Origin of the sequence: Neisseria sp. HMSC31F04 (assembly GCF_001807735.1) — a bacterium.
Taxonomy (GTDB): Bacteria; Pseudomonadota; Gammaproteobacteria; order Burkholderiales; family Neisseriaceae; genus Neisseria; species Neisseria elongata.
Genome location: NZ_KV790784.1, coordinates 38732 through 49830, shown reverse-complemented (window position 1 = coordinate 49830; position 11099 = coordinate 38732). Strand labels below are relative to the sequence as shown.

Genomic DNA, 11099 nt, shown 5'->3' with positions numbered 1-11099 from the left:
GGGGATTTTGGGGGGATTTTGCAAAGGTCTCCAAAAGGAACACTACCATGAAAATCAGAGCACAAGTCGGCATGGTTCTGAACTTAGACAAATGTATCGGCTGCCACACCTGCTCCGTTACCTGCAAAAACGTCTGGACTTCGCGCGACGGCGTGGAATATGCGTGGTTTAACAACGTCGAAACCAAGCCCGGCATCGGCTTTCCGAAAAACTGGGAAGACCAAAACAAATGGAATGGCGGCTGGGTGCGCAAACCCGACGGCAAACTGGTACCCAAACAAGGCAGCAAATTGAAGATTTTAGCGAATATTTTTGCCAACCCAAACATGCCACAAATCGACGACTACTATGAGCCGTTCACCTACGATTACGAGCATCTGCAAAACGCGCCGAAAATGAAAACGCCGCCGACCGCCCGTCCTGTCTCCGTACTTACCGGCAAAAAAATGGACAAAGTGGAATGGGGTCCGAACTGGGAAGACGATTTGGCAGGCGAATTTGAAAAACGTGCAAAAGACGTACTGTTCGAAGACATTCAAAAAGACATGCACGCTGCGTTCGAACAGACCTTCATGATGTACCTGCCGCGCCTGTGCGAGCATTGTTTGAACCCGACCTGCGTAGCCTCCTGCCCGTCAGGCAGCATCTACAAACGCGAAGACGACGGCATCGTACTGATCGACCAAGACAAATGCCGCGGCTGGCGTATGTGCGTATCCGGTTGCCCCTACAAAAAAATCTACTACAACTGGACTTCCGGCAAAGCTGAAAAATGCACATTCTGCTATCCGCGTATCGAAGGCGGCCAGCCGACTGTATGTTCCGGAACCTGCGTAGGCCGCATCCGCTATTTGGGCGTATCCGCTTCCGCGACATCGTTGCCCAGCCGCGCAAAATCGTTACCTCTCCGATTTGGTCGGGCGTGGAAAGCGAAGAAGTGTGTTACAACGCCGGCTATACCAACGTACACGAACTGATCCCGTGGCGTACCATTACCGGCCGCCAGCAGTTCTATCAAGACCACAAATGGATGCGGGATTTCGGCGAACACTTATGTGTATACAAACCTGCTGTTGATTTTAAAACCACCAAAAAACTGCTGGGCAAATACCCCAACGGTAACAAGGAAATTACCCTGAACTTCCTCACACCTCACCAAAAATGGGGTATTCACAGTACCTATTCGGAAAACCTGCGCATGCTTACCCTGTTCCGTGGTGGCCCACATGTGTGGATTTCCGAAGTCGATGCCAAGAAAGCCGGCATTGTCGATAACGACTGGGTAGAAGTGTTTAATGCCAACGGTACCATTGCCTGTCGCGCCGTGGTAAGCCAACGCATCCCCGAAACCATGATCCTGATGTATCACGCACAGGAAAAAATTGTCCATACTCCGGCAGGCGAGGTTTCGCAAAAACGCGGCGGTATCCACAATTCGGTAACCCGCGCCATTCTGAAACCAACCCACATGATCGGCGGCTACGCACAACTTGCCTACGGTTTTAACTACTACGGTACAGTAGGCTCTAACCGCGACGAATGGGTGATTGTGCGTAAAATGAGCAAAGTGGATTGGATGGACGAACCTGCAGGTTAAGGCCGCCTGAAAACTTAGTGAAGAGAAATGCCTGTCTGAGAGGAAACTTTCAGACGGGCATTTTTTAGTATCAAACTTTTAATCAATGAGAAATCAAAAGACTAAATCAATTTATGTACAAGATTCAATCCTGCTAGGACTACTAGTTAATTAAAATGATAATGTAGATACAATCAGACTACTGCACTCTCTTGGGTGGAATGCATTTTTAGGGGAATTATGAACACCTTGTGCGAAATAAACCTTCTTATTAGAGGCCTATGTTTTACGCACTACTATTGAACACATTGCCAGTACCCACAACAGATACAGCTAATCAGGTACAATGCAGTTTTCTATCTTTTGAGTCTGCCATTATCATGAACACACTCTCTACCATCACCATCGGCCTAATTTCCACCAGTGACCGCACCAGCAGCGGCGTGTATGCCGATGAAGGTATTCCCGCACTCAAAAGCTAGCTTGACAACGCCGTCCTCAATCCGATCCGTTATGTGGAAGCCCTTATTCCTGACGATCAAGACGAAATCAAAAGCGTGCTTATCCATATGGCAGATGAAGAGCATTGCGATGTGATTTTTACCACCGGCGGCACGGGGCCTGCACCACGCGACATCACACCCGAAGCCACACAAGCCGTATTAGACAAGGAACTGCCCGGTTTTGGCGAACAAATGCGCCGTATCAGCCTGCATTATGTACCTACAGCCATTTTGTCACGCCAAACAGCAGGCATTCGTGGCAACAGCCTGATTGTGAATCTACCCGGCCAACCCAAAGCCATTGCTGAAACATTGGGCGGCGTACGTTCGGAAGATGGCAGCATCGTTGTACCAGGCCTATTCGGTGCCATTCCTTATTGTGTGGATTTAATCGGCGGTGGCTTCATTGAAACCGATACCGCCATCTGCACCGCCTTCCGCCCCAAACAAAAATAAAGATACCGTCTTTGATAACTGATGCAACTCAAAAATTTTTATTCTTACCGCTTATTTACAAATAACAGTTATCTCCAAATGCTAAGCCAGCGATGGCCTGATGGAGAAAATAATAAATAGAAAAGTAGCGACAAGTTAATCAAGACAGTCAGCCAATAGATTCGGCGAAATTCTGTTTTCTTTGATTTATGCCGCAGCCAAATTTGCGCCAACCATGCACCACTCCACCCGCCAAACAGGCTAAGCATGTGCAACGTATTTTCAGGAGTACGCCAGCTGCCGTTTTCCGCAGCATATTTGTCTTTAGCATAAGCTGCAAAAGCCATCAGGCTGAATATAATGTACCACAATGGCAATACAGTCGGAACTTTTCCAATCAACCAAGCAGCTGCCAATAGGATATAGGGAGCCATGGCGCAAACAGTAAAAAGTTGGCGATTATTCTCAAATTCGTCTTGCTGCTGTTGCCAATATTCTCGTTTTCGCTGTTGTTTGCGCACAAACAGCCATTCTTGCACCTGCAAAGCCTGCGTTTTCCCCTGCCTATTTTTGCCTAAAGTAAACACCACCTGCTCATTAATTTCAGGACGCTGCTTCCCTTTATATTGGCTGATATGAAAAAAGATCTCTTCCGATAAATCTTGGCATTTAATGAAGCCGAAACCTTTTTCATCGTGCCACTTCACAATGTGGCCTTTAAATTTTTCAGTCATTTTTTCTTTTGATTATTTGATATTTGGAGGCCGTCTGAAAGCCCTACTCTATACTTTATATCTTTTAAAACCAATAGTCTTTCATCGCTGCCAATAGTTCCGGGGTAATTTCATACCCGCAATCTTCCCCGATGATGCTGTCGATGCCGCAATAAGGACACCATGCAGTATACTGTCCGTCGTCTTCCGACAGAAAGTCATCCTCTTTCAGTTCTGTCGAATGAAAGATGGTTAAACAATGAAAACAGCCGCAAAGCTGTGGCCATATAAGATATTCTTTATTTTTAAAGGAAAATTTATGTGCGGCGATGGCAGCGGCACCTAATGCTTCATCGTTTGAAAGGTTGATCATAATTATTGGCTCGGATAAATGAGGCCGTCTGAAAGCAGACGGGTGGATGTTAATCTTAAAGGATGGACAATGAATATTTATCAAATATATTCTGCCGTAGACAATAAAGATGCGTATGCGGACTTAAAGCAGGCAGATAGAAAAATTATCGATTTCATTAATTATAATGAAGGCAGGTATACAAACGAAGCTGTTTTTATTGCTCAAAGCGGCTATACTTCTACAAACATTCACCAAACGGATTACGTTCAAACCATTCCCAAAATATTATTGTTTTCTGAAAATTTTACTTATAAATTGGCTGAGACATTAAAAAATGAACTAGATTTCTTCCCTGCCAAGCTGAAAATTAAGGATGAAGAATTCAAATTTTTCCTGGGAAAAATTAAATTAGCTACCAATTTAGTGGATATGGAAAAATCAAGCTTTTATGAAATCGACGGAGAAAAATTTATTGATCACCCGCCTGTATTCTTAAAAAATATCTCCGGCTTCGAGTTTTGCGCAAAGGATATAAACGATGATTTGATTTGGGTATTCTCGGATAAATTCAAAGAATTAGTCATATCCAATCATTTTAAAATAGAATTTCTCCCGCTGGCATAATTATCCTTTCCCATTATTTTTCAAAATATACAGCAAGATGCACCTTAAACGGCAAACGGTAACGGACTGCGGATAATATTATTTTCATCTTATTCCTTGATTTTTAATGGTTTGAAGGCCGTCTGAAAATCAAGCTTTAACAGAATTAAAGCTTATGCCCTATTCTATTTTCAGACGGCATGGCAAGACTGACTAAAAACAGATGAATTTTCAGGCTCATCGGTTGCGGTTCTTTGTTCAGCAGCACATAGTCGCCCGCATCAGCCGTGTCCAATTCAGCCCCCCATGAACTTCCAAGCAAAGCAGCCCACAAAATCATGATTTTGGCAATTTTCATGAAATTCCCCGAGAACAAAACTGCTGTTTATTGTTGTCGGTATGTGAGTTTCCGTTGATAAAAATGCAGGTTGCTTTTGGGCAAGCAGAAGCAGCCTTTAGGATATTTTTTGTTGTATCCGCATTGGTGCAATCACTCCGCACTATGAACCGGCCTTATATTTCCGCTGGCAGTCGAAGCAATATACCCTGCCGTGGAAACGGCCTTTATTGTTCCAGCAGAAAGCGGCAACGTTTGGGGAGACAGTTGTTTTATAGTCGGCACAGAACAGCCGCTTGGTTTGCGGTGTGCCCAAGGCTATGCTAGAAAGGAGTTCAGCCTCTTTTTCAGACGGCCTTTCTTCAATGCCGAAACGGGCTTTCCAATCTTTCTTCGCCGGCGTATGCAAGTCCGCCAGATTTTCGGCAAAATTTTGCAGCGTTTCCGTTGAAATCAATTTATTAACGCTGCTGAAAGTATGCAGGAAATTTTCTTCTTTTAAATCTTGGTCTCTGCGTTTAACTAGTTGTTCCACCTTGATAATCCTGTCCATGCCGTCCACTTTTTTACTGTTTTTCGGGCGGTGGATGGCGGATGTATTGGCAATCAGAATCAGGCTGTGCAGCGAGGGTTTCATGCGGAAGCCCAAGCGGGTGGGCAGGTCGATTTCGCCGCTATCGAACAGGCGCTTCAGCAGTAGGATGTGGCGGTTGTTCTGCTCGATGGGCGATTCGATGGCATAGGGTTTGCCTTGGACATAGCGGTAAAATTCGCCGTGCTCGTTGAAGCCGATGCCTTCGGCAAAACGCTTGCTTTCGCACACATAAATTTCCAGAAAACGGTTGATAAGCAGGTGGTCGATTTGCGCGGCGTGGCCTTCAAATTCCAAGCGCAAGTCGTGTATAACTGCCCATCTTGGGCTGTTTTCGTAATGGAAGTTGATTTGGAATGCGGCATCGGTTTCGCCTTTGATGCCGGATTGGATATTGCGGATTTCCTGCCGGATTTGCTGCTTGGTATCGGCATTGACATGCGGCAGTGCAAGCAGGGCGTTGAGTTCGTCAAGGTCGCTTTGGCGGCTGTCGGCTTCTTTAATCAGCATGATTGAATCTTTCTGTACACAAAAAGACAGGCGTTAGGATGTGTGCAGGCTGCTTTTCGTTTGATAAAAGCAGCCTGCACCTTAGTTTGCAGTGTAGACGGGTATTTAAGCAGCATTATAAGGCTACTTGAAAATACTTTCAGAGGCAGACTGGTATTTATTCGGCATCTAAAGTGGTGCCATCGTTCAGCTGCTGTTCGATTTGATACATGATGTGTGCGGAGGCAGAAGTAGGGTTGTCCGACCAAATTTCGTGGCGACCTGTGTCCGCGTTGAATTCGTATGACAGCTCAACGTAGCTTTCTTCATCGTCTTCGTCGCCTACTCCATAGAAACAGAGGTTTCCCCTACAGTCGTCGCATTGCAGGAAGAATTCTTCGGTGAGCAGGCGGCGTCTTCCAGCCATTGGTCAGGGTGGTCGGTATGGTTGCGGAGTATGAGATAGTAAGACATGGGATTCCTTGGGTTGGATTACTAAAAAGGTTGCCTGAAAACCCTTTTATCGTTTTTCAGGCAGCCTGCACTTTAATTTACCCTAACTTCGATTTAATCAGCTCCTGCACCTGTGCGGGATTGGCTTTGCCTTTGCTGGCCTTCATCACTTGTCCCACAATCGCATTCAGGGCTTTTTCGTTACCGGATTTGAACTGTTCCACGGCTTTGGCGTTGTTTGCCAGCACTTCGTCCACCATGGCTTCAATCGCGCCGGTATCGGTCATCTGCTGCAAGCCGTGTTTTTCAATAATTTCGGCGATGGTGGCTTCGGGTTCCGCCCACATGGCTTCAAAGGCTTTTTTCGCCAATTTGCTGCTTAATGTGCCGTCGGCGATTTTGCCTACCAGAGCGGCAAGGCGCGGAGCGGTAATCGGGCTGTCGGTAAGCTCCATGCCTTCTTTGTTCAGCATGGCGGCGAGTTCGCCGTTCATCCAGTTGGCAGTCAGCTTGCCTTGTCCGCTCTCTTTGGCGGCCTCTTCAAAATAGGCAGCCTGCACGCGGCTGGCGGTGAGCAGGCGCGCGTCGTAGTCGGACACGCCGTAATCAGCCACGAAACGCGCTGCCATTTCTTTCGGCAGCTCGGGCATTTCTTCTTTGGCTTTTTGCAACCGGTCGTCTGAAATGATGACAGGCAGCAAATCGGGGTCGGGGAAGTAGCGGTAGTCATGCGCGTCTTCTTTCAAACGCATCACGCGGGTTTCGCCTTTTTCCGGGTCGAACAGCATGGTTGCCTGCTGCACCTTGCCGCCGTCTTCCAAAATTTCGATTTGCGCTTCCACTTCGTAATTAATTGCCTGCTCCAAGAAGCGGAAGGAATTGAGGTTTTTAATTTCGCGGCGCGTGCCGAACTCCGCTTGGCCTTTTGGGCGTACGGATACGTTGGCATCAACGCGGAACGAACCTTCCGCCATATTGCCGTCGCAGATGTCCAGCCATGTGACCAAGCTGTGTAAGGCTTTGGCGTAGGCAACGGCTTCAGCAGCGGAGCGCATTTCGGGTTCGGATACCACTTCCAGCAGCGGCGTGCCGGCGCGGTTCAAGTCAATACCGGTTGCACCGTTCAAGCCCTCGTGCACGGATTTTCCCGCATCTTCTTCCATGTGCGCGCGGGTTACGTTGATGGTTTTCACATCGTCGCCAACCACGATTTCCAATTTGCCATGTTCGACAATCGGCAAATCCAACTGGCTGATTTGATAGCCTTTTGGCAAATCAGGATAGAAGTAGTTTTTACGGTCGAACACGTTTTTCTGATTGATTTTCGCATCCAAAGCCAAGCCTAATTTGATGGCTTTTTCAACGACTTCGCGGTTCATTACCGGCAGTACGCCCGGCAGTGCGCATTCCACTACGCTGGCGTGCGCATTGGGTTTCGCACCGAATGCGGTCGATGCGCCGCTGAAGATTTTGGATTTGGTATTGAGTTGGACGTGGATTTCCAGTCCGATTATGGTTTCCCAGGTCATAAGGGGTCTTTCTGTTGAAGAAGGGTTAATCGGTTTGTATAGTGAATTAAATTTAAACCAGTACAGCGTTGGCTCGCCTTGCCGTACTATTTGTACTGTCTGCAGCTTCGTCGCCTTGTCCTGATTTAAATTTAATCCACTATAAGGATTTCCGGGTGGGCAGAGGCTACCTGAAAACCTAGATTCTATCTTTCAGACGGCCTTTTACCGCTATTTTCTGCGTGGCTGGAAGCCGGGAAGCTGCCAGTGGAAGCGGTAGGCGGCCAGCCGCAGAAACAGGCCGGCGGCAAACAGCAGATGCAGGGTAAAGGCGTTTATCCAGCCGAGCCGCGCGAGGAAATACATCAGCCCGCCAATGAAGATGGCAACGCTGCCGTAGAGGTCGGCGCGCAATACGATGGGCACGTCGTTCACCAAAATATCTCGGGCAATGCCGCCGCCCACGGCGGTTATGAAGGCAAGCATGATGACTCCAAACAGGTTTAATTGTAGGGCAATACCGATTTGTGCCCCGGTGATGCTGAAGGCGGCCAAGCCAACGGCATCGGCAATTAGGAAGGCGGTTGTCAGGTAGGTACGGCGATAGCGTTGCACACGCAGCAGCCAAGCAATAACGAGGGTTGCAAACACAACGGTAAGTGCGTCGGTATGCAGGAATACCTGCGGTATGCGCCCCACCAGCGCATCGCGCATCATGCCGCCGCCCACGGCGGTGAGCAAGGCGGTGATAACCACGCCGAGCACGTCGAGCCGTTTGCTGTAGCCGACGAGGTAGCCGGACACGGCGAAGGCGGCGGTGCCGATGATTTGGATGAAGTCGGTGGTGGTCATGGTTTCAGGTAGCCTTATTGTTGGCTGATGATTTGTGCCAGCGAAATTTGATTGCCGTCGGGGTCGTGCAAATCGCAGCTTAATACCACTTCCCAATCTTGGATTTCGCCAACGGCAATTCCTGCTTCCAGCAGCGCGGTGCGGCAGGCGGCCAAGTTATTCACGCCGATAATGGCCGCCGAGGGCTTTACCGTTTCTGCAGTGGCATCCAGTTGCAGCCAGGCATTGTCGGCAATACGCCATTCGGCCATTCCGTCCATCGGTGTTTCATCGGGCTCGCCAAGCCATGCGCTGTACCATGTCAGAGCCACTGTGTAATCGGATACATTGAGCACGGAAACTAACGAACTGGTTTGGAACAGTTTTTTCATTGTAATCTCTTAGTTGGTTTTCTTGGGGCTACCTGAAAAAAGGATTATGCCCAGTCAAACAGGTCAAAAAAATCTTCCAATGAGGCGGCGATAGCACGCTATTTTAAACCGTAATTAATACAGTAAATCAATAACTTATTCAACTTCAAAATCGTCAGGAAGTTCAGGCAGAGCATCAATGCGCGTTATGTTTTCAAAGGCGTGTCGCCGCCGGCAGGGAATGTCGACATCTTTGCCGTCATGGTATACGCCCAGCGAATACACCGTTCCTTTTGAAAGGTAAAGCACGGTAGTGACATAGTGCGCATTACCGTTGTGCAGCCACATTTGTCTTGCGTGGGCGCGGTAGCCGTTGTCATCGACTGTGAAGTTCCGCTGGTAAACCTGAGTTTTGGGTTGTGTGAATTCCAGTTCGGGGTGGGCCGGGTTTTTGCCAAAGCGGTAGCGCACGTTGCTGTCGTGTTGTTGGATATGCACTTGCTTACCGTTGGTGGTTTGGCAATAGAACAAGATGTCGCTATTGGCAGAGGCTACGGCGGAGGTGCTACAGAGCAGGAGCGCGGCGTATACGAGGATTGCGGCGGGCATTAGATGTCCTTGGTCTTGGGTTTCAGGTAGCCTGCATTTTATAGAATGGGAGATGCAGGCTGCTTTTCTCATCTTCAATGACTCGTTCGCTTGTGCGGATAATATCTTGATGAGATTACCATTTCTTGGCGGCAGATCGGCACTTCGCACGTTTTTATCATTCATCCATGCGGTTTTCAGACGGCCTCAAAGGTTACCAGAAACCTCACACAGGTGCTTTTGTATGCCAATCGCTCGCCAGCTGTACTTGATGCGCTGCGCCAAGGATTTTGGCTTCGGAGAAGTGGTTGCCGATAAATTGCACGCCGATGGGCAGTCCACTGCTGCTGAAACCTGCGGGCAGGGTTAGGGCAGGCAATCCTGCCAGATTCACGGCGATGGTGTAGATGTCGGAAAGGTACATCTGAACGGGATCGTGGATGTCGCTGCCGAGTTTTGGGGCTGCTGTGGGCGCAGTCGGGGCGAGGATGAAGTCGCATTGCGCGAAGGCCGTCTGAAAATCGTTGGCGACAAGGCGGCGCAATTTTTGGGCTTTCAGGTAATAGGCATCGTAGTAGCCGTGCGACAACACATAAGTACCGATCATGATGCGGCGTTTGACTTCGCTGCCGAAACCTTCGGCGCGGGTGTTGCTGTACATTTCTTCTAAGTCGCCGAATTGGGCGGCGCGGTGGCCGTAGCGCACGCCGTCGTAGCGGGAAAGATTGGTGCTGGCTTCGGCGGAAGCGAGGACGTAGTAAGCGGGGATGGACAGGCCGGTTTGGGGCAGGGAAACTTCAATAGTTTCCGCCTCTTGCGCTTTTAAGAGGTCGATGACATTTTGCAAGGCAGCCTGCACATCGGCATCGGCGCCTTCGCCGAAATATTCTTTAGGCAGGCCGATTTTCATGCCTTTGAGCGGTTTGTCCAAATCGCGGGTGTAGTCTTCTTTGCTGCGTTCCAAGCTGGTGGAATCGCGCTCGTCAAAGCTCGCCATCGCATTGAGCAAAATCGCGCAGTCTTCGGCAGTTTGTGCCATCGGACCAGCTTGGTCGAAACTGGATGCGTAGGCAACCATGCCGAAGCGGGAAACCGTGCCGTAGGTAGGTTTGATACCGGTGATGCCGCAGTGTGATGCGGGCTGGCGGATAGAGCCGCCGGTATCGGAACCGAGCGCGGCAGGAGCAATACGTGCTGCAACAACGGCTGCGGAGCCGCCGGACGAACCGCCGGGTACGTGCTCAAGATTCCATGGGTTTTTGGTTGCGCCGTAGAATGAGGTTTCATTGGTCGAACCCATAGCGAATTCGTCCATGTTGGTACGGCCGAGCGTTACCATGCCTTCGTCGAGCAGGTTTTGGACGACGGTGGCAGTGTAGGGCGAAACGAAATTGTCCAGCATTTTGGAGCTGCATGCACTGCGCCAGCCTGTTTGACAGAAAATGTCTTTGTAGGCGATGGGTACGCCGGTAAGCGCCGTGGCGTTGCCTTGCGCGATACGTGCGTCGGCGGCACGGGCTTCGGCGAGGGTTTTGTCTTGGTCCAGTGTGATGTAGCCGTTGATTGCCGAATTCTGCGCGGTAATGGCGGCAAGATATTCGGTTGCCAGTTCGACGGCGGAGATTTGTTTGGATTGCAGCAGTTGGCTGGCTTGTTTGAGGGTGTATTGGGTCATGAGGGTCTTTCGGTTGAAAATAAGTGAAATTTTAAAGGGTTAATGGTGCAGGCTGCTTTTGAGGCCGTCT

At 49.2% G+C, this 11099-nt stretch carries 11 protein-coding genes and 4 pseudogenes; 4 read left to right on the top strand and 11 right to left on the bottom strand.

All coding sequences use genetic code 11. The annotated features are described in order from the left end of the window. Positions 1-47 precede the first annotated feature (47 nt). From narH to mog, 3 pseudogenes are all read left to right on the top strand, one after another. A pseudogene (gene narH, locus HMPREF3107_RS02930) lies at positions 48-860 on the top strand (nitrate reductase subunit beta); the annotation flags it as partial. Then, positions 860-1597 (top strand): annotated as a pseudogene (locus HMPREF3107_RS02925) (molybdopterin dinucleotide binding domain-containing protein); the annotation flags it as partial. The pseudogenes narH and HMPREF3107_RS02925, both read left to right, overlap by 1 nt. A gap of 359 nt (positions 1598-1956) precedes the next feature. Further along, positions 1957-2535: pseudogene (gene mog, locus HMPREF3107_RS02920) on the top strand (molybdopterin adenylyltransferase). 68 nt (positions 2536-2603) lie between these two features. Here the strand turns inward: mog and HMPREF3107_RS02915 are convergent. Together HMPREF3107_RS02915 and HMPREF3107_RS02910 are read right to left on the bottom strand one after the other, a co-directional pair. Further along, on the bottom strand, positions 2604-3248 hold the full coding sequence (locus tag HMPREF3107_RS02915; protein ID WP_041961390.1) for a DUF1294 domain-containing protein: 645 nt from the start codon (positions 3246-3248) through the stop codon (positions 2604-2606). 64 nt (positions 3249-3312) lie between these two features. After that, a complete protein-coding gene (locus HMPREF3107_RS02910) occupies positions 3313-3600 on the bottom strand; it encodes a hypothetical protein (protein WP_070453227.1) in 288 nt (95 codons plus the stop codon). Between the two features lie 69 nt (positions 3601-3669). Here HMPREF3107_RS02910 and HMPREF3107_RS02905 point away from each other — a divergent pair, with 69 nt between their 5' ends. Beyond that, a complete protein-coding gene (locus tag HMPREF3107_RS02905; protein ID WP_070453224.1) occupies positions 3670-4206 on the top strand; it encodes a hypothetical protein in 537 nt (178 codons plus the stop codon). Between the two features lie 145 nt (positions 4207-4351). Here the strand turns inward: HMPREF3107_RS02905 and HMPREF3107_RS02900 are convergent, their stop codons facing one another. The 9 genes and pseudogenes from HMPREF3107_RS02900 to gatA all read right to left on the bottom strand — a co-directional run bounded on the left by HMPREF3107_RS02900 (position 4352) and on the right by gatA (position 11029). After that, a complete protein-coding gene (locus HMPREF3107_RS02900) occupies positions 4352-4543 on the bottom strand; it encodes a hypothetical protein (protein WP_141742815.1) in 192 nt (63 codons plus the stop codon). Between the two features lie 142 nt (positions 4544-4685). Next, positions 4686-5624 carry a nuclease-related domain-containing protein gene (locus HMPREF3107_RS02895; RefSeq protein WP_070453219.1) on the bottom strand — a complete coding sequence of 313 codons (939 nt, stop codon included), beginning with the start codon at positions 5622-5624 and terminating at the stop codon, positions 4686-4688. Between the two features lie 157 nt (positions 5625-5781). After that, on the bottom strand, positions 5782-6030 hold the full coding sequence (locus HMPREF3107_RS02890) for a hypothetical protein (protein WP_070453216.1): 249 nt from the start codon (positions 6028-6030) through the stop codon (positions 5782-5784). A gap of 124 nt (positions 6031-6154) precedes the next feature. Continuing rightward, positions 6155-7585 (bottom strand): Asp-tRNA(Asn)/Glu-tRNA(Gln) amidotransferase subunit GatB, encoded by a 1431-nt coding sequence (gene gatB, locus HMPREF3107_RS02885; RefSeq protein WP_070453213.1) that lies wholly within the window; start codon positions 7583-7585, stop codon positions 6155-6157. A 36-nt stretch (positions 7586-7621) separates the two neighbouring features. Then, positions 7622-7729, bottom strand: a pseudogene (locus HMPREF3107_RS12285) (IS5/IS1182 family transposase); the annotation flags it as partial. A gap of 66 nt (positions 7730-7795) precedes the next feature. Continuing rightward, positions 7796-8416: a trimeric intracellular cation channel family protein gene (locus tag HMPREF3107_RS02880; RefSeq protein WP_070453210.1), complete on the bottom strand. Its 621-nt coding sequence runs from the start codon at positions 8414-8416 to the stop codon at positions 7796-7798. A gap of 14 nt (positions 8417-8430) precedes the next feature. After that, positions 8431-8787 carry a VOC family protein gene (locus HMPREF3107_RS02875; protein ID WP_070453206.1) on the bottom strand — a complete coding sequence of 119 codons (357 nt, stop codon included), beginning with the start codon at positions 8785-8787 and terminating at the stop codon, positions 8431-8433. A gap of 135 nt (positions 8788-8922) precedes the next feature. Beyond that, complete coding sequence (locus tag HMPREF3107_RS02870; RefSeq protein WP_070453203.1) at positions 8923-9375, bottom strand: hypothetical protein; 453 nt, start codon at positions 9373-9375, stop codon at positions 8923-8925. A 205-nt stretch (positions 9376-9580) separates the two neighbouring features. Then, complete coding sequence (gene gatA, locus HMPREF3107_RS02865) at positions 9581-11029, bottom strand: Asp-tRNA(Asn)/Glu-tRNA(Gln) amidotransferase subunit GatA (protein ID WP_070453200.1); 1449 nt, start codon at positions 11027-11029, stop codon at positions 9581-9583. Between the last annotated feature and the right edge of the window lie 70 nt (positions 11030-11099).

What these genes read in the sequence shown, in the direction of transcription:
- HMPREF3107_RS02900 (WP_141742815.1), bottom strand. Translation starts at nt 4,543, where the DNA reads ATGAAAATTGCCAAAATCATGATTTTGTGGGCTGCTTTGCTTGGAAGT.
- gatA (WP_070453200.1), bottom strand. Translation starts at nt 11,029, where the DNA reads ATGACCCAATACACCCTCAAACAAGCCAGCCAACTGCTGCAATCCAAA.
- HMPREF3107_RS02895 (WP_070453219.1), bottom strand. Translation starts at nt 5,624, where the DNA reads ATGCTGATTAAAGAAGCCGACAGCCGCCAAAGCGACCTTGACGAACTC.
- HMPREF3107_RS02875 (WP_070453206.1), bottom strand. Translation starts at nt 8,787, where the DNA reads ATGAAAAAACTGTTCCAAACCAGTTCGTTAGTTTCCGTGCTCAATGTA.
- HMPREF3107_RS02910 (WP_070453227.1), bottom strand. Translation starts at nt 3,600, where the DNA reads ATGATCAACCTTTCAAACGATGAAGCATTAGGTGCCGCTGCCATCGCC.
- HMPREF3107_RS02905 (WP_070453224.1), top strand. Translation starts at nt 3,670, where the DNA reads ATGAATATTTATCAAATATATTCTGCCGTAGACAATAAAGATGCGTAT.
- HMPREF3107_RS02880 (WP_070453210.1), bottom strand. Translation starts at nt 8,416, where the DNA reads ATGACCACCACCGACTTCATCCAAATCATCGGCACCGCCGCCTTCGCC.
- HMPREF3107_RS02890 (WP_070453216.1), bottom strand. Translation starts at nt 6,030, where the DNA reads ATGGCTGGAAGACGCCGCCTGCTCACCGAAGAATTCTTCCTGCAATGC.
- HMPREF3107_RS02915 (WP_041961390.1), bottom strand. Translation starts at nt 3,248, where the DNA reads ATGACTGAAAAATTTAAAGGCCACATTGTGAAGTGGCACGATGAAAAA.
- gatB (WP_070453213.1), bottom strand. Translation starts at nt 7,585, where the DNA reads ATGACCTGGGAAACCATAATCGGACTGGAAATCCACGTCCAACTCAAT.
- HMPREF3107_RS02870 (WP_070453203.1), bottom strand. Translation starts at nt 9,375, where the DNA reads ATGCCCGCCGCAATCCTCGTATACGCCGCGCTCCTGCTCTGTAGCACC.